This is a genomic window from Winogradskyella sp. R77965 (assembly GCF_044594915.1).
Taxonomy (GTDB): domain Bacteria; phylum Bacteroidota; class Bacteroidia; order Flavobacteriales; family Flavobacteriaceae; genus Winogradskyella.
Genome location: NZ_CP138990.1, coordinates 3,318,762 through 3,340,284 on the forward strand (window position 1 = coordinate 3,318,762; position 21,523 = coordinate 3,340,284).

General features: G+C 32.4%; 19 protein-coding genes. 5 read left to right on the forward strand and 14 right to left on the reverse strand.

All coding sequences use genetic code 11. From position 1 onward, the window contains the following. Positions 1–64: 64 nt before the first annotated feature. The 3 genes from SJY34_RS14850 to SJY34_RS14860 are packed head-to-tail and all read right to left on the reverse strand — an operon-like array spanning position 65 to position 1,923. Positions 65–610: an RNA polymerase sigma factor gene (locus SJY34_RS14850; protein ID WP_400076975.1), complete on the reverse strand. Its 546-nt coding sequence runs from the start codon at positions 608–610 to the stop codon at positions 65–67. Then, positions 601–1,713: a glycosyltransferase gene (locus tag SJY34_RS14855; protein WP_400076977.1), complete on the reverse strand. Its 1,113-nt coding sequence runs from the start codon at positions 1,711–1,713 to the stop codon at positions 601–603. The genes SJY34_RS14850 and SJY34_RS14855 overlap by 10 nt, the downstream gene beginning before the upstream one ends. 6 nt (positions 1,714–1,719) lie before the next feature. Beyond that, entirely contained in the window at positions 1,720–1,923 is a 204-nt protein-coding gene (locus tag SJY34_RS14860; RefSeq protein WP_400076979.1) for a membrane or secreted protein, read from the reverse strand. Positions 1,924–2,058: 135 nt separating this feature from the next. Here SJY34_RS14860 and aqpZ point away from each other — a divergent pair, with 135 nt between their 5' ends. After that, positions 2,059–2,745 (forward strand): aquaporin Z, encoded by a 687-nt coding sequence (aqpZ, locus tag SJY34_RS14865; RefSeq protein ID WP_400076981.1) that lies wholly within the window; start codon positions 2,059–2,061, stop codon positions 2,743–2,745. A 78-nt stretch (positions 2,746–2,823) separates the two neighbouring features. On the opposite strand, the gene SJY34_RS14870 is transcribed toward aqpZ, so the two are convergent. The 4 genes from SJY34_RS14870 to SJY34_RS14885 all read right to left on the reverse strand — a co-directional run bounded on the left by SJY34_RS14870 (position 2,824) and on the right by SJY34_RS14885 (position 6,565). Continuing rightward, entirely contained in the window at positions 2,824–3,618 is a 795-nt protein-coding gene (locus tag SJY34_RS14870; protein ID WP_400076983.1) for an RNA polymerase subunit sigma-70, read from the reverse strand. Positions 3,619–3,630: 12 nt separating this feature from the next. After that, positions 3,631–4,164 carry an RNA polymerase sigma factor gene (locus SJY34_RS14875; protein WP_400076984.1) on the reverse strand — a complete coding sequence of 178 codons (534 nt, stop codon included), beginning with the start codon at positions 4,162–4,164 and terminating at the stop codon, positions 3,631–3,633. Positions 4,165–4,361: 197 nt separating this feature from the next. Next, complete coding sequence (gene murB / locus SJY34_RS14880; protein ID WP_400076986.1) at positions 4,362–5,375, reverse strand: UDP-N-acetylmuramate dehydrogenase; 1,014 nt, start codon at positions 5,373–5,375, stop codon at positions 4,362–4,364. Then, positions 5,375–6,565, reverse strand: coding sequence for a pyridoxal phosphate-dependent aminotransferase (locus tag SJY34_RS14885; protein ID WP_400076988.1), 1,191 nt, complete (start codon positions 6,563–6,565; stop codon positions 5,375–5,377). Before SJY34_RS14885 ends, murB begins: the two co-directional genes overlap by 1 nt. A 102-nt stretch (positions 6,566–6,667) precedes the next feature. Here SJY34_RS14885 and SJY34_RS14890 point away from each other — a divergent pair, with 102 nt between their 5' ends. Beyond that, positions 6,668–8,041, forward strand: coding sequence for an aspartyl protease family protein (locus SJY34_RS14890; protein WP_400076990.1), 1,374 nt, complete (start codon positions 6,668–6,670; stop codon positions 8,039–8,041). A 33-nt stretch (positions 8,042–8,074) separates the two neighbouring features. Here SJY34_RS14890 and SJY34_RS14895 read toward each other — a convergent pair whose 3' ends face one another. Further along, positions 8,075–8,500 carry a DUF1573 domain-containing protein gene (locus SJY34_RS14895; protein WP_400076992.1) on the reverse strand — a complete coding sequence of 142 codons (426 nt, stop codon included), beginning with the start codon at positions 8,498–8,500 and terminating at the stop codon, positions 8,075–8,077. A 187-nt stretch (positions 8,501–8,687) separates the two neighbouring features. Here SJY34_RS14895 and SJY34_RS14900 point away from each other — a divergent pair, with 187 nt between their 5' ends. Both SJY34_RS14900 and SJY34_RS14905 read left to right on the forward strand, forming a co-directional pair. Further along, positions 8,688–11,324, forward strand: coding sequence for a valine--tRNA ligase (locus SJY34_RS14900; protein ID WP_400076994.1), 2,637 nt, complete (start codon positions 8,688–8,690; stop codon positions 11,322–11,324). 92 nt (positions 11,325–11,416) lie between these two features. Further along, a complete protein-coding gene (locus SJY34_RS14905; RefSeq protein ID WP_400076996.1) occupies positions 11,417–12,760 on the forward strand; it encodes a GntP family permease in 1,344 nt (447 codons plus the stop codon). Between the two features lie 17 nt (positions 12,761–12,777). On the opposite strand, the gene rodA is transcribed toward SJY34_RS14905, so the two are convergent. The 6 genes from rodA to purH all read right to left on the reverse strand — a co-directional run bounded on the left by rodA (position 12,778) and on the right by purH (position 20,092). Next, complete coding sequence (rodA, locus tag SJY34_RS14910) at positions 12,778–14,058, reverse strand: rod shape-determining protein RodA (protein ID WP_400076998.1); 1,281 nt, start codon at positions 14,056–14,058, stop codon at positions 12,778–12,780. Between the two features lie 5 nt (positions 14,059–14,063). Further along, the gene (gene mrdA / locus SJY34_RS14915; RefSeq protein WP_400077000.1) at positions 14,064–16,013 is read right to left on the reverse strand and encodes a penicillin-binding protein 2; all 1,950 of its coding nucleotides are present in this window, start codon (positions 16,011–16,013) and stop codon (positions 14,064–14,066) included. After that, complete coding sequence (locus SJY34_RS14920; protein ID WP_400077002.1) at positions 16,010–16,516, reverse strand: rod shape-determining protein MreD; 507 nt, start codon at positions 16,514–16,516, stop codon at positions 16,010–16,012. The genes mrdA and SJY34_RS14920 overlap by 4 nt, the downstream gene beginning before the upstream one ends. Further along, a complete protein-coding gene (gene mreC, locus SJY34_RS14925) occupies positions 16,509–17,330 on the reverse strand; it encodes a rod shape-determining protein MreC (protein ID WP_400077004.1) in 822 nt (273 codons plus the stop codon). Before mreC ends, SJY34_RS14920 begins: the two co-directional genes overlap by 8 nt. A 10-nt stretch (positions 17,331–17,340) precedes the next feature. After that, positions 17,341–18,369, reverse strand: a complete 1,029-nt coding sequence (locus SJY34_RS14930) for a rod shape-determining protein (RefSeq protein ID WP_400077006.1) — start codon at positions 18,367–18,369, stop codon at positions 17,341–17,343. Between the two features lie 193 nt (positions 18,370–18,562). Continuing rightward, on the reverse strand, positions 18,563–20,092 hold the full coding sequence (purH, locus tag SJY34_RS14935) for a bifunctional phosphoribosylaminoimidazolecarboxamide formyltransferase/IMP cyclohydrolase (protein ID WP_400077008.1): 1,530 nt from the start codon (positions 20,090–20,092) through the stop codon (positions 18,563–18,565). Positions 20,093–20,236: 144 nt separating this feature from the next. On the opposite strand from purH, the gene SJY34_RS14940 reads away from it, so the two are divergent. Further along, on the forward strand, positions 20,237–21,487 hold the full coding sequence (locus SJY34_RS14940) for an ABC transporter permease (RefSeq protein ID WP_400077010.1): 1,251 nt from the start codon (positions 20,237–20,239) through the stop codon (positions 21,485–21,487). Positions 21,488–21,523: the final 36 nt, after the last annotated feature.

Consider the following 21,523-nt stretch of genomic DNA (forward strand, 5'->3'; position numbering starts at 1 on the left):
TACGAAGTAAATTATTAAAATGAATTAAAGTATTGTGAGATAACGACCTTTATAATCATTCAGATTATGCTTTAGTAATGATTTCAGCAAGTAGTTTTTTAGCTCTAAGGAGTTTTACTTTTACATTATTTATAGGTTCTTTTAATTTCTCAGAAATCTCTTTGTAACTCAATTCTTGAAAATATCTTAAATTAATTACTTCTTGATAATGTGGTTTTAGCTTTTTAATATCACGAAGAAGTTTAGCAAGATTTTGTTCAGTAATAATTTTGTCTTCGGGAGTAGGTGAGTCATCAACAATTTCTAAATAGTGATTTTCATCGTCTTTAGATGTATTTCTAATTGATTTTTTTTGTTTTCTGACCAAATCAATATGAATATTCTTAGAAATTGTGATTAACCATGTCTGAAATTTGTAATCTTCATTGTAAGTATTAATCTTATCAAAAGCCTTAGAAAATGTTTGAATAGTTATGTCTTCGCTATCATTTTCGTTTTCCGTTCGTTTTAGTTGAAAGGCATATACATCATTCCAAAACGTGTCTAGCAAAAAATTGAAAGCAATTTGGTCATTCTTTTTAGCTTTAATGATGGCTTCTTTTATTTCCAATGTTTGGGTTTAGATATAAGATTAGCAATAAAGATACTTAATTGCGTAGTAATTAAAAATAATTCTAGAATTGGCGATAATATTATAAGGTCAACTTCACCAAGTTTTTTTGATGTAAAACCAAAACACAATAGTTGAACAAAAAACCGCAGTAATATCACTGCCAAAACCCATTGCCAATTATAGCCTAACAATATTAACACTATACCTAAAATCCAGAATAGCAATTGAGAGGTGTAAAATAATCCTAAGAAAAATTTATGCTTTAATTTATAATATTTTGCTGTACTTATATGTCTTCTTTTTTGCAGAATCCATGCCTTAAAAGAAGCTTTGGGTTCCGAAACCGTAAAACTATCACTGGTAAAACATATAGACGTATTTGTTTTGTTAGCAACTTCATTTATAAATAAATCATCATCTCCAGATTTTATAGACATATGATTATTAAAACCAGAATTATTAAAAAATAATTCTTTTCTATACGCCATATTTCTTCCAACTCCCATGTAAGGCATACCTAAATTAGAATAAGAAAAGTATTGTAATGCTGTTAATACAGTTTCAAATCTTATGAGTTTATTTAAAAAAGAAAATCGTTTTTTAGAATAAGCTCCATAACCTAAAACTATAGACTTTTGATTAGAAAAATTACCACTAATATGCGCTAACCATTTATTAGAATTTGGTATACAGTCCGCATCTGTAAACACTAAAAAGTCATATTTTGAAGCTTTTATACCAAGCGTTAAAGCATATTTTTTATTTCCCCAGAACGTCTCGTTTGTTTTTACATCTACGACTGTTATGTTATTATGTTTGGCTTCAAATTCTTTCATGATTTTTAACGTGTTATCAGAAGAACTATCGTTAACTAACACAATTTCAAAATTTGAATACTCTTGATTTAATATAAGAGGAAGATTATTTTTTAGGTTTTCTGCTTCATTTTTTGCGCAGATAATTATAGAAATTGGGATATTCTTTTTTAACCTTGTCTCTGCACGTTTTATAGCAAATGAGAATAGAAAACTAAGGTAATAAGCAACTTGAATACTAACAACTCCTATTAATATATAGAACAGTATTGAGGGAAGTGTCATTAAGATTTATGAGTGTTGGGGTTCGTTGCAATCTTTGTACTGGTCTGGTGTTTTTCCGCAAAATCCACAAGCTTCTCCGTCTTTATTAAGCATTGGGTTTTGACTTGCACAAGTCCCTGCAAATTTACCATCTTTTTTAGCCCATATTTTTATTGCAATTCCGGCTATGGCTAAAGCTAATAATCCTAGTGTAAGTAATAGTAATTTCATTTAAATCCCCTAATTTTATGCAAAGATAATGCTTTTACAGTTATTTTCTTGTCCATTTCTATTGTGACTTAACTCATTAATGCTGTGTCATATGAATATTCAAACATTTATTACTAACTAATTAATTTATCGATTATGAAAAAATTATTTGCAGAGTTTTTCGGAACATTTTGGCTTGTATTTGGTGGTTGTGGTAGCGCTATTTTTGCTGCCGGATTCCCAGAATTAGGAATTGGATTTGTGGGCGTGGCTTTGGCTTTCGGTCTTACTGTATTAACTATGGCTTATGCTGTTGGACACATTTCAGGTGGTCATTTTAATCCTGCTGTATCAATTGGTCTTTGGGCTGGTGGAAAATTTGAAGCTAAAGATTTAATCGGCTATATTATTGCTCAAGTAGTTGGTGCCATTGCAGCAGCAGGAGTATTATATCTTATAATTTCTGGAAAAGCAGGTTTTGAAAGTGTTGGTGGCTTTGCTTCTAATGGGTATGGTGATTTATCGCCAGACGGTTACAGTATGATGGCTGTAATAATAGCGGAGGTTGTCTTAACGGCATTCTTCTTAATTGTTATTTTGGGAAGCACAAATGCTAGAGCACCTAAAGGTTTTGCTCCAATAGCTATTGGTTTAGCTTTAACTTTAATTCACTTAATCAGTATCCCTATTTCAAATACTTCTGTAAATCCTGCAAGATCTTTAAGTCAGGCATTATTTTCAGATGGAGGACATTTAGCACAAGTATGGGTGTTCTGGGTAGCTCCAATCGTTGGTGCTATTATAGGTGGAATAATCCATAAAACATTATTTGAAAAAGAATAAGTTTTTAAAGTTTTCACAAAAAAAAAGAGACACATTATTTAAATGTGTCTCTTTTGGTTTATAATAGTTTGACAATACTTAGTCTTTATCCTTTAAAGATATTTCTGCAACTTCGGTGTCATTTTCATTGGTGTCATCTCCACTCGTACCAATCTTTATGCTTAATGCTAAAGCATCCTCCATGTAAGGAATTTGTTTCAACTTACGATCAGATTCGTCTAAAATACCTAAGTTCACCATTCTATCCTGAAGCTCAGCCCAGATTTCATAATGTTGCTCTTTTGGTAATTGAGGTAAAGTAATTACATCGATCATAGATGTTTTTTCCACTGGATTGATATAGGCCACTGTTTTTAAATCCTTAGCACGTTCATTACCATTGAAAACGTACTTTTTAGAATCTGGATTATTCAATTTTAATAATTCTCTAGAAAGCTCATCTAATTTTGAATTGTTATTCTCAATATCACTTCTTAAATCAAAAATTTCATCGATAACGATATTATTCTCGTTGTTTAAATTCTGATTCTTTTGATACAACATAAATGAAGTGGCTGCAAATAATACAGCTGCCGCACTTGCAGCAATACTATACCAAGGAGTCTTTCTCTTTTGCACTAACTGAATAACTTTAGTATCATTCTTTTCATCAAGTGACTCTAAAATATCCTTTAAAATGTTATTAGGTACATCGACAGCTCCAGCTTTTGCAATAATCTCTAAGTTATCTTGAAGTGTTTCGTATGCTTTTGCTGCTTCAGGATAGTTAGAAATAAAATACTCTACGTCTTTAGTTTCTTCTATAGAAGTTTCGTCTAACAAATACTTATTGAGTATGTTAGACTTTAAAAAGTTATGTAATTTTTTTTCCATAATCAAATACTTTTAAGGATTGTAAACTTTTTTGAGTTCGCGTAATCCTATTTTTAATCTAGACTTAATCGTACCTAGTGGAATATCTAATTCGTCACTCGCTTCTTGCTGCGTCATTCCTTGAAAAAACAAGGCGTCTAACACAATTTGATACTTTTCATCTAATCTCCCAACATGCTCTTTAATGTCTAATACATCTTGATTTATATTGCTTGTTGGTAAGATATATACGTTAGAAGTATCAATTTGGACTTCTTTTTGGTAGCGATTATTAAAACTTCTTAATTTATCAATGGCTGTATTCCTAGCTATACGGAATAACCAAGTAAAAAGTTTAGCTTTTTTTGCGTCATACTTTGAAGCATTTTTCCAGACTTTAATGAAAGTTTCTTGTAACGCATCTTGAGCAATTTCTTCATTAATTGTTATTTTTAAAATAACACCATAAAGACTATTAGAGTAGTTTTCATAAAGTAAATTTAGCGCACGCTTATCTCCTTCTTTAAGAAAGTCAATTATTTTTTGTTCTGTAGGAGTTATACTCAAAATGTTAAAATATTATTTTTTTATTTTAAAAACATCCAAAATGGATTTGTAAACGTAAATATAATTAAATACACTACATAGTGGTGCTTACAATATATTATTAGAATGGTTTTAACTCCTTAAGAGGTTGATTAATAGCATTTTCAAATAAAATTATTCTAAATTCAAAAGTCGCAATAAAAATTGTGACTTTTGTTTTATATAATATTAACTTCGGTTTCAATAGTTATATCAAAAATTCTTTTGATGGTTTTTCTAATGAGTTGTGCTAATTCAAAAATAGCTGCACCATCTGCATTATCATAATTAACAAGTACTAAAGCTTGTTTATTGTGTACTCCATAATCATTAAAACGTTTTCCTTTAAAACCCGCTTTTTCAATTAGCCAACCTGCTGGTACTTTTACTTCCTCTTCTGAAATTTTATAAGAAGGTACTTCTGGGAAATTTTTTTGTAGCTGATTGAATTGTTTACTCGAAATAATCGGGTTTTTAAAAAAACTACCGCTATTACCAATTTCTTTAGGATCTGGTAATTTACTTTGTCTAATTGCAATTACGGCTTTCGAAATGTCTTGAATCGTAGGGTTTTTAATTTTAGAATCTTCTAACTCATTTTTAATAGCACCATAATCCATATGTAAATTATGGTTGTTTTTAGTCAATTGAAGATTTACACTAGTAATAATATAATCTCCTTTTAATTCTTGTTTAAAAACAGATTCTCTATAACCGAAATTACAATCTGCTTTTGAAAATGTTCTTGTAGATTGGTCTTTAATACGAACAGCTTCACAACTCACAAAAACATCTTTTAATTCTACTCCATAAGCTCCAATATTTTGAATTGGTGCTGTACCAATATTTCCTGGGATTAGTGATAGGTTTTCCACTCCTCCAAAATTATGCTTTAGGCACCAAATTACAAACTCATGCCAGTTTTCACCAGCCATTGCTTTTATGGTTACAGTGTCTTCTGTTTCACGGATAACTTCAATACCTTTTAAATTAATATGTAAAACTAAAGCATCAATATCTTTTGTTAACAACATGTTGCTTCCTCCTCCTAAAATAAATAGTGGGTTATTATATTGTATACTTAAAACGTCGCGAAGTGTTTCAATAGATGTGATATCGCAAAACGATTTTGCTTTGGCATCTATCCCAAACGTATTAAAAGATTTTAGTGAAATGTTTTTAACTATCGTCATTAATCTTTGTAAACCTTAAGTGCTTCCGCTAATATTTTAACAGATGTTTTCAAACTTTCTTCATTTAAAACATATGCAATCCGAATTTGGTTTAAACCAACTCCAGACGTCGAGTAGAATCCGGCAGCAGGAGCCACCATAACCGTATTATTTTCGTAATCGAAAGATTCTAATAGCCACCTTGCAAAATCATCAGAGTTTTTAATTGGTAATTCTGCAATGCAATAAAATGCTCCATTAGGTTTAGCTACTTTAACACCTTTAATTTTTTCTAATTCAGTAATTAATGTATTTCTGCGCTTTACATATTCTTCTTTTACATCATCAAAATAACTTTGTGGTGTATCTAGTGCAGCTTCACTAGCAATTTGAGCTAGAGTAGGAGGACTCAATCTTGCTTGTGCAAATTTTAAAGCTGTTTTTATAACTCCTTTGTTTTTTGAAACTAAATAGCCAATACGTGCACCACACATACTGTAGCGCTTAGAAACTGAGTCTATTACAATAGCATGTTCTTCCAAACCTGGTTCTTGTAAAATCGAATAATGTGAAATACCATCATAAACAAACTCTCTGTAAACTTCGTCAGCGATTAGAAATAAGTCGTGTTTTTTCACAATCGAAGCCAGTTTCTTTATCTCATCTTTAGAATATAAATATCCTGTTGGATTTCCTGGATTACATATTAAAATAGCTTTCGTTTTTGGTGTGATTAGCTTTTCAAATTCTTCAATTGGTGGCAAAGCAAAATTGTCTTCAATTTTTGAAATTACCGGAACTACATTTACACTAGATGCTGTAGAAAACCCATTATAATTAGCATAAAAGGGTTCAGGGATTATAATTTCATCTTCCTCATCCATAATACTTCCAAATGCAAATAACAGTGCTTCACTTCCTCCCGTAGTTACGATAATATCATTATGTGTAACTTCAATGGAATTACGCTTGTAATATTCTGCAATTTTAATTCTGTAATTTTCTGAACCTTCAGAGCGCGAATATGCTAAAATATCAAAAGAGTGCTCTTTTAATGCATCTAATGCTACTTTTGGAGTTTTTATATCTGGCTGACCAATATTAAGGTAAAAAACTGTTTTTCCTTGTTTATGAGCTTCTTCTGCATAAGGCACCAATTTTCTTATTGGTGATTCTGGCATTTTCATCCCTTTTTTTGATATCGTTGGCATATTATAATTTTTAAAGTGCTAAGTTCTGAAATTTCTTAAAATTTCTTTAAAAAATAACACTTAAAATATGTTGTAAGATAAAGATTTGTAACTTCTTGCAATATGTTAGACAAATTGAAACTATTACCTAGGTATTTTATCCTAGTTTATTTGTTTTTATCCGGCTTAAGCTTATCTGCTCAAGGTAGCTTTTTTTTAAAGAAGAATGTCAGTAAAAAAATTAATTTCGAGTTTGTTAGTAATCTCATAATAATACCATTAGAAATTAATGATGTTACCTTATCTTTTATCTTAGATACTGGAGTTAGTAAACCAATTCTCTTCAATTTATCCGAAAGTGATTCTGTAGACCTGAAAAATATCAAAACATTCTATTTACATGGTTTAGGTTCTGAGGGAAAAATAAAAGCATTAAGATCTAGTCATAATAGATTAAAAATCGGGGATGCAGTTGTTGTTAATCAAGATCTATTTGTGGTTTATGACAAAACAATAGATTTTGCACCAAGACTTGGTGTTTTTGTGCATGGAATTATTGGCTATGATATATTTAAGGATTTTGTAGTAGAGGTTAATTACAATTCAAAATATATCAGATTACATAATCATGAAGGTTTTAAACCTCGTTCTTCAAAAAAATGGAAAACCATACCTATAAATATTTTGGGCAAAAAGCCTTATTTAGATGCCAAGGTTGCAATTAACAATAGTGATGAACATGTGAAGTTACTCATTGATACTGGTAGTAGTGATGCCTTGTGGTTATTTGAAGATGAAGAAGTAGGGTTAACACCTAACAAAGATTTAACTTTTGATGATTATTTAGGCAAAGGTTTAAGCGGGACCATTTACGGAAAACGCTCTAAAGTCTCTAGTTTTAAACTTAGTGATTTTAGTTTAAAAGGTGTAAATGTTGCATTTCCAGATTCTTTATCGGTTGACATGACTAAAGTTCATAAAGACAGAAATGGTTTATTGGGTGGTGATATTTTAAAACGATTTAATCTCTTTTTTGATTATAGAAACGAGAAGTTATATCTAAAAAAGAATAGTCATTATAAAGACCCATTTACATATAATAATAGTGGCATTGTATTAGAGCATAACGGAACCATGTTTGTAGAGGAGGCAATAAGGGTGCCTACTACAATTAGTAAGAATTCAGTAAATAATGTTAGTAATAATTCAGTTCATGTAAATTATTATATCAACCATAGAATAAAGGTGAAACCAATTTATAAAATAGTTGAAATAAGAAAATCTTCAAATGCCTATATTTCTGGTTTAAGAGTTGAGGATATTGTAATAAGCATTAATGGGAAACCTACATATGAATACAGTTTCTCTGAAATCAATGAAATTCTTCACGATAAGACAGGAAAATCGCTTAGATTAAAAATAGAGCGAAGAGGTGTTAATATGACATTTAAATTTAAACTTGATGACATATTCAAAAAAAATGAGCTCTCAAATTGAGAGCTCAATATAATAATTACTTAAGATTGAGGATTATTGCTCAATCATACTTTTTTCTTTCTTTTCTAAAACACTTGTTTTATTTGGGTCTATAACTAAACCTTTGATTTTAAGTGCTACCGTTGGTGTATCTGCATTAGAGATAACAGTTATAGTTTTTCTAATAGGATTTACTCTATTAGTATCATATTTTACCTCTATTTGACCTGTTTCACCTGGCATAATTGGACCTTTTGGTTTCTTAGGTACAGTGCAACCGCAAGTCGACTTAACACTAGAAATAATTAAAGGCGCATTACCTGTATTGGTAAACTCAAATGTTCTAAGACCGTTAGACCCTTTTTCAACAGTTCCATAATCTATAACGTCAGTTTTAAATTCGATCTTAGCCACCTTCTCTTGCGCATAAGCTCCGATGCTAATTAGTCCTACAAATAAAATTGCTATTACATTTTTCATCATTTTAATTTTAAAATTGATTATTCAAACTTAGTTACTTTTTCACTCCAAACAAAATTTATTAGACGTAATGCACTCCATTTAACAGAATTTATGGTATTTGAACCCATATTCTTACACTAATAATTTTTCAAAAAAGGAATTATAAGTACTTTTGTCAGTTACATTACAAAAACGATACCAAAACATGGAAATCCCATCAAAATATAATGCATTATCAGTAGAAACCAAGTGGTATGACTACTGGATGCAGCATAATTACTTTAGCTCTAAACCAGACGATAGAGAGCCTTACACTATTGTAATTCCTCCACCAAACGTTACAGGAGTGCTGCATATGGGACATATGTTAAATAATACGATTCAAGATGTATTGATTCGTCGTGCACGATTATTGGGTAAAAATGCGTGTTGGGTTCCTGGTACTGATCATGCTTCTATCGCAACAGAAGCCAAAGTTGTAGCCAAATTAAAAGCACAAGGTATCGATAAAAATGACTTATCACGTGAAGAATTTCTTAAGCATGCTTGGGAATGGACTGAGGAGTATGGCGGAGTTATTTTAGAACAGCTAAAAAAACTCGGCTGTTCTTGCGATTGGGACAGGACGAAGTTTACCATGGATGACGACATGTCCGAAGCTGTCATTAAGGTTTTTGTGGATTTATACAACAAAGGGCTCATTTACAGAGGTTACAGAATGGTTAATTGGGATCCAGAGGCTAAAACAACCTTATCTGATGAAGAGGTAATCCATGTTGAAAAGCAAGGCTCACTTTATTATTTAGAATATAAAATTGAAGGTAGCGATGAAAAATTAACGATTGCCACTACAAGGCCAGAAACCATTTTTGGAGATACTGCAATATGTATTAATCCTAATGATGAACGTTTCACACATTTAAAAGGAAAAAAAGCGATTGTTCCAATATGCGGAAGAGTGATTCCTATCATTGAAGATAACTATGTTGATATAGAATTCGGAACAGGTTGTCTAAAAGTAACTCCTGCACACGATGAAAATGATAAAGTTTTAGGTGATAAGCACAATTTAGAAGTCGTTGATATTTTTAACGATGACGCGAGTTTGAATAGCTTCGGAATGCATTACGAAGGACAAGATCGTTTTGTAGTTAGAAAGGCTATTGTAAAAAAACTTGAAACAGCAGGTATTTTAGTAAAAACTGAAAACCATATTAATAAAGTAGGAACATCAGAACGTACAAAAGCCGTAATCGAACCAAGATTAAGTGATCAATGGTTTCTTAAAATGGAAGATTTAGCAAAACCAGCTATTGATGCTGTTTTAAAAAGAGGCGATGTAAAACTCTTTCCAAAGAAATTTGAAAACACATATAGGCATTGGATGGAGAATATTCGCGATTGGAATATTTCGCGTCAGCTACTTTGGGGACAACAAATTCCTGCGTATTTCTATGGTGAAGGAAAAGAAGATTTTGTGGTTGCCGAAAATATTGAAAAGGCTGTTGAACTCGTAAGAGTTAGAACTTCTAACTCCGAGCTTCAAACTTCTGACTTAAAACAAGATACTGATGCATTAGACACTTGGTTTAGTTCTTGGCTTTGGCCAATGAGTGTATTTGATGGTATTCGTAATCCTGAAAATGAAGAGATTAAATATTACTATCCGACAAACGATTTAGTAACCGGTCCAGATATTTTATTTTTCTGGGTCGCACGTATGATTATTGCTGGTTACGAATATAGAGGTGAAAAACCTTTTGAAAATGTATATCTCACAGGATTGGTTAGAGATAAGCAAAGACGAAAAATGTCGAAGCAACTCGGCAATTCTCCAGATGCTTTAAAATTAATTGAAGAATACGGTGCCGATGGAGTAAGAGTTGGATTGTTATTAAGTTCGGCTGCTGGAAATGACTTAATGTTTGATGAGGATTTATGTCAGCAAGGAAAACAATTTGCGAATAAGATTTGGAATGCGTTTCGATTAGTGAAAGGTTGGGAAGTTGATAATTCTATTAGTCAACCAAGTTCTAGTAAAATAGCTGTTGAATGGTTTGAGTCTAAGTTTCAAAAAACAATTTTAGAAATTGAAGACCATTTTAGCAAGTACAGATTAAGTGATGCGCTTATGGCAACTTATAAATTGATTTGGGATGACTTTGCTTCGTGGTTATTAGAAATTATTAAGCCAGCGTATCAACAGCCAATAGACCCTAAAACGTTAGAAAGCGTTAATGCAATATTTGAAGATATTCTTAAGATTTTGCATCCTTTTATGCCTTTCTTAACAGAAGAAATCTGGCATTATATAAAAGAACGTTCCCCTGAAGAAGCTCTCATAATTTCAAAATGGCCAGAAGCTAAACCAATTAATGAGTCCTTGATTTCTGAATTTGATTTTGCTTCAGAAGTGATCTCAGGTATAAGAAATATTAGAAAACAAAAGAACATTGCTTTTAAAGAAGCCATTGGTTTTTCGGTGGTAAATAGCGAAAATATTGGTGCTACGTTTGATGCCGTTATTTCAAAATTAGGAAATCTTGAGAGCTTCGAATACGTAAACGAACCAGTAGAAGGTGCATTGACTTATCGTGTAAAATCCAATGAGTACTTTATTCCTATGGAAGGAAGTATTGATGTAGAAGGAGAGATTAAAAAGCTTACAGAAGAGTTGAATTACACTCAGGGTTTTCTAAAATCTGTTCAGAAGAAACTCTCAAACGAGCGTTTTGTAAATAATGCACCAGAACAAGTGGTCGCCTCAGAAAAGAAAAAAGAAGCTGATGCTTTAGCTAAAATCGAGACTATTAAAGGGAGCTTAGCGAGTCTGGATATATAGCATAATTGTATGATATAATCTTTAGAGCTTATGACTGTCAAAAAAATAATGTTTGATTGAATGCGTTTTCGTACACAAACTTTGAATTAATCATGATAGATTTTTCACTTTTATTATCTGTCTTAGCTGGAGTAGTTTTATTAATTACCTTAATTCTTAGGTTTAAGGTTCAGGCATTTATTGCCTTATTGTTAGCAAGTATTTTGGTTGGTGTTTTATCAGGAATGCCACCTATGATGATAATTAATACCATTCAAGAAGGAATGGGTAGCACCCTTGGTTTTGTTGCAGTGGTAGTTGGCTTAGGAGCGATATTTGGTGCTATATTAGAACGTTCTGGTGGAGCAGAGGCATTAGCTGTTTTTATGCTGAATAAGTTTGGTGAGAAGAAGTCATCATGGGCACTTATGATTACAGGATTCATTGTTGCAATTCCGGTATTTTTTGATGTGGCATTCATAATTCTGATTCCTATGATTTATGCTTTACAACGTAAAACGGGAAAATCTCTGTTATTATATGGTATTCCTCTACTAGCTGGCTTGGCAATAACACACAGTTTTATACCACCAACACCAGGCCCAATAGCCGTTGCAGATATATTGATGGCTGATTTAGGTTGGGTTATCCTCTTCGGTTTTTTGGTAGGAGTTCCTACAGCTATCTTCTGTGGACCAATATTTGGAAAATATATTTCAAAAAAAATTCATGTTGTTGCTCCAGAATTAACAATAAATGATCAAATCTCAAAAAAGTTACCTCCTGTAGGTTCTATTATCATAATAATTGCTATACCAATTATTTTGATTGTTTTGAATACCTTACTAAATAGCCCTTTTATGGGTGATTGTAATATTCATAAAAAGCTATTGGAATGGATAGGAATGGTAGGGCATCCATTTTCAGCCTTGTTGATTGCAAATTTAATTGCTTGGTATTTGCTAGGAATTAGAAAAGGTTTTACAAAAAAGCAGTTATTAGATATAAGTACAAAATCTTTAGCTCCAGCGGGCATTATTATTCTAATTACTGGAGCAGGTGGTGTGTTTAAACAAATGTTAGTCAACACAGGTACTGGCGAAATGTTGGCAAATTATTTTGCTGAGCAAGGTATAAGCTTACTTTTATTTGGATTTTTATCAGCAGCCATTGTTCGAGTATTACAGGGTTCTGCTACTGTAGCAATGATAACCGCAGCAGGTTTAACGGCTCCTTTAGTTCTTATTAATACATCTGAACCAGAAAAGGCTTTATTAGTCATTGCAATTGCTGCTGGTGCTAGCATAATGTCTCATGTTAATGATAGCGGGTTTTGGTTGGTTGGAAAATACTTAGGCCTTACAGAAAAACAAACTTTTCAAAGTTGGACAGTAATGACAACTATTTTGGCAATTGTAGGTTTTTCAGTTACGTTTCTATTATCACTTTTTTTCTAAATGAGTAATATTTTTAGCTACCACTCATTAATTTTATTACTATCTAGCTTCACAAAAATAAACAGCAAAATTGTAAAGCCCCAAAGCCCGGAACCACCATAACTAAAAAAGGGTAGAGGAATACCCACAGTTGGGATTAGTCCCATGACCATACCAATATTAATGGTGAAATGGATAAACAGAATAGAGGCCACTCCATAGCCATACACGCGACTAAATTGTGATTTTTGAGATTCAGCTAAATACAGTATTCTTATGATAAGGAGGACGAATACAATCACCACAAAACTACTACCTAAAAATCCCCATTCTTCACCTACAGTACTAAAAATATAATCGGTTTCTTGTTCTGGTACAAATTTACCAGTGGTTCTTGTGCCTTCTAAAAATCCTTTACCTGTCCAATGACCAGAGCTAATAGCTTGTTCTGATTGAATAAGGTTGTAAGCTTCTCTTTTTCTCATTTGTTCTAGCTTAACAGGGTCTTTTTCCAACCTTAAAAAAATAGAAATTCTATTTTGTTGATGTACTTTTAAACCGTGCTCATAGAACAGTTTAACACCGTAAGAAAAGCCAACACAAACTAAAAACACAAGGATATATTGCAGTATTGATCCTCGTTTCTTCTTTCTCAAAAAGTAAACACAAGAAATAACAATTGCCGCAACAATAGCAGTAATTACAATTCCAAATTTAAGTCCAAGCACTGCAAGAATTATTAATGATAAAGCGATTATTAAATACACCTGTTGTAAACCTTCTCTATAAAACACAAAGAAAAAAGAGAGATAAACAATAGTACTACCAGCATCATTTTGAAGTAAAATGAGTAGTGCAGGAATAAAAATAATAGCAGTAACTCTTAACTGATCCTTTAGGGTTTGCATATTGGTTTGCAAATCACTTATATATTTTGCGACAGCTAGTGCTGTAGCAAATTTAGCGAATTCACTAGGCTGAATAGTCATACTACCAATACCATACCATGAGCGTGCACCATTAACGTCTTTACCAAATATAAATAAACCTATTAAAGCTAATATGGCAACTAAGTAGATAATACTTGAAAACCGTTCATAAAACTTAGCTTCAAAAGAAAGAATGAGAATAATTAAAACAAAGGTTAAACCAAGAAATACTAACTGTTTACCATATAATTGACTTGTGTCAAAATAACTAGTTACTTCTCCAATATGCGATGCAGATAGAATATTTAGATATCCAAAACCAACAAGCAGCAGAAATAGAATGATGATAATCCAATCGAATTTAAAACGTCTTTGATTTTCCCTCAGCATTTACTTTATTGTTTTAAGTTGCTTCCTGTAGAATTTTCAATAGAAGGGTTTTCATTGGCATAGTTATCAATCACCTGAAGTGTAGTTTCACCATTAATTTTAAAAGGCTCACCAGAGTATGGCTTTGCATATTCGTTTTCTAGACTGTGAGTTAAAATCCAACGTTCTAAATCGGTTCTGGTGATGTGGCCTTTAATATATTTTTCAATCATTAAACTTGCCATACGCCCAGCGAAGCGACTTCCCCAATAACCATTTTCTACAAATACAGCAATGGCGATTTTTGGATTGTCTTTAGGTGCAAAAGCTACAAAGATAGAATGGTCGGTAAGTTGTGCTTTGACACTATCAATTTTCATAAAGTTTTCTGCAGTACCTGTTTTTCCACATATTTCTATACCAGAAACTCTTAGGGATTTTGCAGTTCCTTTATTGTACACGTCAAACATACCTTGCACTACGGGTTCAAAATGACGTTTGTCTATAGTTGTATATTTTGGTGTAGTGTATTTCCTATCTATGGTTTCTCCTTCGATATTTTTAATTATATGTGGTGTAAAATAATAACCACGATTACCAATAGCTGCAGCCATATTTGCTAATTGAATTGGTGTAGCTTCAACTTCACCTTGTCCAATGGCATTAGATACAATATAGGTTGAGCTCCAACGATTATCTCCGTAAGCTCTATCATAATAATCTCCATCTGGAATTCTACCTTTGGAACCAACAGACAAATCATTATTTAAAAAATTACCCAAACCAAAGCTTCTAGCATGATTAGCCCATGTATTCATACCTTTACTTGGATCTTCATATTTATCTATGATTCGACGATAGACATTAACAAAATAGGCGTTACAAGATTGTGCTATACCATTATTCATTGCTACTGGACTTCTATGATGATGACAACCAGTAAGTCGTCTGCTACCATAGTAGTAGCCCATTCTGCATCTGAATCTCTCATCAGTATTAACAACTCCTTCTTGTAAGCCAATAAGTGCGTTAATAACTTTAAAAGGCGAACCTGGAGGATACTGTGCTTTAAGTCCCCTATCAAATAATGGTTTAGCGATAGTGTCTCTATACAGTTTTGAAAAGTTTTTTGAACGATCTCTTCCAACTAGCATATTGGGATTGTATGAAGGTCCAGTAACCATAGCCAGAATTTCACCAGTGCTTGGCTCAATAGCGATAATACCTCCACGCTTATGTTTCATTAACAATTCACCATAAGCCTGTAGCTCTGCGTCAATGGTTAGGGTGACATCTTTGCCAGGTTTTGGTAAAGTATCGAACTTACCTTCTTTATATGGACCAATATTTTTATTAAAACGGTCTTTTTGTATAAACTTTATACCTTTTACACCTCTTAATGTTTTCTCATAAGTTTTCTCAACACCTTGTTTACCAATAAGGTCACCCATTCTATAATAAGGTTGATCGGCAATAATTTTACGATTTACTTCTCCAATATCACCTAAAACATTAGCTCCAATGGTTGTTTGGTATAATCGTAGTGATCGTTTTTGAATGTAAAAGCCTTCAAACTTTCTCATTTTTTCTTGTAGCACAGCATAATCATTTTTTGAAAGCTGTTGTACAAAAGGTGAGGATAATCTTGGCGAGTAATTTGTGGCTCTTCTTAGCTTTTTGTCGTACTCTTCTTGTGTAATTTTTAATAATTCACAGAATTCTCGCATTGTTACAGGATCCATAGGAGCAACTTCACGAGGTATTACCATAACATCGTAAGAAGGCTGATTGGCAACTAAAAGTTGTCCATTCCTATCATATACGTAGCCACGTTTTGGATAGTTATACTCTTTCTTAATTGCACTGTCTTCAAAAAGATCATAGCCAGAACTACTGTAAACTTGTAGATAAAACAAACGTGCAATAAAAACAAGGCCTACGAGAACAACAGTTGTTAAAAGTAGCAGTTTTCTCATTTTTGGTTTCGACTAAATAAAATTATAATTAATACACTCAGTATTATAGTGAAAATACTAGAAAATAACGTCTTTTGTAAGATTAAAAGTATGTTAGAAATGTTAAAAATTTCTAGAGAAAATAAGATAAAATGATGCAGTAGAGTACCAAAAGTTATGTACGTAATTAAACTACCAATTTCTGTGTTACTAAACTTTATACTTTGATGTTCATAAAGCATACCAAAAGAAGTTTTTAGAAGTATTGGTCTGGTGTAAGCTAAGGAAACTGCAGCCGCAGCATGCACTCCGCCAGAATCTGAAAACATATCTATCAACATACCCAATAAAAAACTTACCAATAAAAAAACAAGTCTGTTCTCTCTAATTGGAAACAAAAAGATAAAAACGATATAGATATATGGATTAATATAACCGAGAAAATTAATGTTATTGCATATAACGACTTGCACTAAGAGTAGTGTGATAAATCTAATGATATTTCTTACGGCAATATTATTCATTTACACGATTCTCTAATGCTTTTATTTCAGTTCTATCAAGATTTTCTATAATGTAGACGGTGCCTATATTAGTCATGTCATTGAATAATTTAACTTCAATATTGTAGGTATCTCCACTAATGTCAGTTTCAAAACTATCAATAATACCAATACCAATGTCTTTGGGAAAAATTGCAGATTGCCCACCTGTTACAATAGTATCACCAACTTTTACAGGCGCAAAGGTTGACACATCAACGAGTTGAGTGAACTCTGGTGATTTGCCATTCCAAGTTAAAGAACCTATATGATTTGTTGATTTAAGTTTAGCATTAATTTGACTATTTTCATTTAAAATAGATAATGCAGTTGAATAATTTCTAGATGTATTATCAATGATACCAATAATACCCTTAGATGTTATAACACCAAAGTCTTCATTAATACTATCGTTTCTACCTTTATTTAATGTGAGATAATTATTGGTAAGTGAATAACTGTTTTTATAGACATCGGCAATGATGACTCTAAATTTTCCTGTGGAATATGTAGAATCAATATAAGTAGAGTCTAAAGTATTACCAGAATTAAAGAGTCGCTCCCTTAATTGCTTATTTTCTTCTGAAAGAATAGCATTCTCATCCTTTAGATTAAAATACTGATCTATGGAATTAAATGTACCATAAACACCTCCAGTTAGTCCATTTGCTGAATTTATGAATTTACTTCTGTGATACGAATGTGATTGAATAGTTAAAGTTAACGCAATACTAAAGAGTAATAAAAACAACAGAAAGGTTTTGTTTCTTATAACAAAATTGAAAATTTGTTGCATTATTTATAGCTTATTTAATCAATACGCTTTTGTATTTAGGTAAGTTCTTAAGTACAATTCCTGTACCTCTAACTACGGCTCTTAATGGATCTTCAGCAATGTAAACAGGTAGATCTGTTTTTTGAGATAAACGCTTGTCTAATCCTCTTAACATAGAGCCTCCACCAGCTAAATAAATTCCTGTATTGTAAATATCTGCTGCTAATTCTGGAGGTGTTTGAGATAAGGTCTCCATAACAGAATCTTCAATACGAAGAATAGACTTGTCTAAGGCTTTCGCAATTTCACGGAATGATATATTGACTTGCTTTGGCTTACCTGTTAATAAATCTCTACCTTGAACACTCATGTCTTCAGGTGGTAAATCTAAATCTTCAGTTGCAGCACCAATCTGAATCTTAATCTTTTCTGCAGTTCTATCTCCAACATATAAATTATGCTGCGTACGCATGTAATAAATAATATCATTTGTAAATACATCACCTGCAACTTTTACAGACTTATCGCAAACAATACCACCAAGTGCTATGACCGCAATTTCAGTGGTTCCACCACCAATATCTACAATCATATTTCCTTTTGGTTGCATTATATCTACACCAATACCAATAGCTGCAGCCATTGGTTCATGTATTAAGTAAACTTCTTTACCATTAACACGCTCACAAGATTCCTTTACTGCTCGCATTTCTACTTCAGTAATACCTGATGGTATACAAACCACCATTCGCAATGCAGGATTGAAAAATTTCTTTTTCAATGCAGGAATGTTTTTGATAAACAAACTTATCATTTGCTCAGAGGCATCAAAATCTGCAATTACACCATCTTTCAATGGACGTATTGTTTTAATGTTCTCGTGCGTTTTTCCTTGCATCATGTTGGCTTCTTTACCAACTGCAATGATTTTTCCGCTGATGCGGTCTCTGGCTACTATCGATGGATTGTCAACAACAACTTTGTCGTTGTGGATTATCAGTGTATTTGCGGTTCCTAAATCAATGGCTATTTCTTCCGTTAGGAAATCAAAAAATCCCATGCGCTACTCTTAATTATTTGGGTTATTCTAGTCAACTTTTTACGACTATCCGTAAATGTAATAAATTATACGATATTTCAACGATTATAGACGTTTTCTTATTGCTTTTTTATGAAGTTGTTTTTTCATCATAAAAAAGAGATTTATAAGATTTCCTTTTTACTGAAATAAATTCAGCATAAATCAAAGGAACTTAATGTTTAAAATGACGCGTGCCTGTAAAGACCATTGCGACGTTATTTTCGTTACAATAATTAATACTTAACTCATCTTTTATTGAACCTCCAGGTTGAATCACAGCAGTAATTCCTGCATTATCAGCAATCTCTACACAATCAGGAAAAGGAAAAAACGCATCACTTGCCATAACTGCTCCTTTTAAATCAAAATTGAAGGATGTAGCTTTGTGTATGGCTTGGTTTAAAGCATCAACTCTACTGGTTTGTCCCGTTCCACTGGCGCACAATTGCTTATTTTTAGCTAAAACAATAGTGTTGGATTTTGTATGCTTACAAATTTTTGAAGCAAATATTAAATCATCTAATTCATTTGCTGTAGCAGTAGTTTTTGTTACTGATTTTAGATTTTCAAGTTTGTCAGTAATATTATTTCTATCTTGAACTAAGATACCATTTAGACAACTTCTTACATTAGTTTGTGGCATCTCAATATCTTTCAAGATTAATAGTATTCTATTCTTTTTTCCTTTTAAAATTTCTAGAGCCTCATCTGAGAAAGAAGGCGCAATTACAACTTCGCAAAATAATTTATGAATTTCTTCTGCTGTGGCTTTATCAATTTCAGAATTACTGATTAAAACACCACCAAAAGCTGAAACAGGGTCACCAGCTAAAGCATCAACATAAGCTTGATGTATAGTATCACGTTGCGCTAAACCACAAGCATTATTATGTTTTAAAACCGCAAAAGTAGGTGCGTCGTTTTTAAATTCTAACATTAAATTTACAGCAGCATCAACATCTAAAAGGTTATTGTAGCTCAACTCTTTTCCATGAAGTTTCGTGAAAATATCATCAAAATTCCCAAAGAAAAACCCTCTTTGATGTGGATTTTCACCATAACGCAACACTTTACCTTCAGTTTCTGAAATCTTTAAAGACGCAATTTCATGGTTTTTATTGAAGTAGTTAAAAATTGCTGAATCGTAATGCGAAGACACATTAAATGCTTTTGCAGCAAAACGTTTTCTGTCCTCATCAGAAGTTTCACCATTTTTAGTTTCTAGTAACTCCAAAAATTCTGAATAATCATCTACAGAAGATACGCAAGTTACATCTGCGTAGTTTTTAGCAGCAGCTCTTATCAAAGAAATACCACCAATATCAATTTTTTCAATAATATCTTGGTTGCTTGCTCCAGAAGCTACGGTTTTTTCAAATGGATATAAATCTACGATAACTAAATCTATTTGAGGAATTTCAAATTCTGCCAATTCAGCAACATCACCATCATGGTTTTGACGATTCAAAATTCCGCCAAATACCTTTGGGTGTAGCGTTTTTACTCGACCTCCAAGTATAGAAGGATAAGACGTTACATCTTCTACAGGTACTACATTTATGCCTAAATCTTTGATAAATTTTTCTGTTCCTCCAGTGGAATAGATGGTAACGTTGAGGTCATTTAGTTTTTTTACAATTGGTGCTAATCCATCTTTACTAAATACAGAAATTAGTGCTGATGAAATGGTTTTGTTGCTCATAATGTTGTGTTGTGATTTTAATGATGCAAAAATAAACATATTAGATAGGAAAATCTTGATAGAAAAAGCAGTTTGTTTAAGTTTTTTGTAACAATGAATTGTTGAAAACGTCTTATCTTTAAATCGCGATAAAATAAACCAATCATGCTTGTCTATTTAAGAGTATTTAAAGAGAGTTTTTCATTTGCATTAAACGCGCTTAGAAATAATAAACTCCGTACATTTTTATCACTCTTAGGCGTTACTGTTGGTATCTTTTCTATTATAGCTGTTTTAGCTGCTGTAGACTCTTTAGATAAAAATATTAAAGATAATTTAGCTGGTTTAGATAAAAACACTATTTATTTATCTAAATTTTCATTCGGACCAACAGAGGTTCCTCGTTGGCAACGCGATAATTTCCCACAAACAGACCATGACGATTACGAATTTATAAAACGAAATGTGCCAGATATCGCGGCTTCTGCATATGTTATTTTTGGAAGTAATGAGACCGTTAGATACCAAGCAGAAACTATTAGTAATGTTACTATTACACCTGTATCGAATGAAATATACACTATAGAAGACTTTAAAGTTGAAAATGGTCGTTTTTATTCAGAATTAGAATCAGATACAGGAGCTCCAGTTATAGTCTTAGGTGCAGATTTAGCCGAGAATCTTTTTGATACGTCGGATCCTTTAGGTAAACAAGTCCGTGTTTATGGAAGAAAACTAACCGTAATAGGTGTTCTCAAGAAAGTAGGCGCAGGCTTAGGTGATTCTCCTGATGATAGAGCTTATGTGCCAGCAAATTTTGTAAGACGTTTTATGAATGGAGGTGTAAATGGTTTACCTGGAGCAGTTATTATTAAACCAGCCAATGGAACAGATCTTGGTGCATTTGAGCAAGTTTTAAAACAAAAATTCAGAGCTTTCAGAGGTCTAAAAGCAGATGAAGACGACGACTTTTTTGTTAATAAATTATCTGGATTAGTAACTTTTATAGATGCTATAATTTCTACATTAAATGTTATCGGTTGGGTTATTAGTGGTTTTTCACTTTTGGTAGGTGGTTTTGGTATTGCCAATATTATGTTTGTTAGTGTAAAAGAACGTACTAATCTTATAGGAATTCAAAAATCACTAGGTGCTAAAAACAGATTTATACTCTTTCAATTTTTATTCGAAGCTGTTGTGCTAGCAGTTGTTGGTGGTTTAGTAGGTCTGTTCTTAGTTTGGATAATTGCCATGATAATGAATGGAGTCGTGGAGGATTTTGAATTCGTACTGTCCTTTGGTAATATGTTTTTAGGTTTTATGCTGTCCACACTTATCGGACTGATTTCTGGTGTAATTCCTGCAATTTCTGCTTCTAAATTAGATCCTGTTGAAGCGATAAGAACTGGGATGTAGTTTAATCTAACAGGTTTTTCTCACTTCATATGTCTT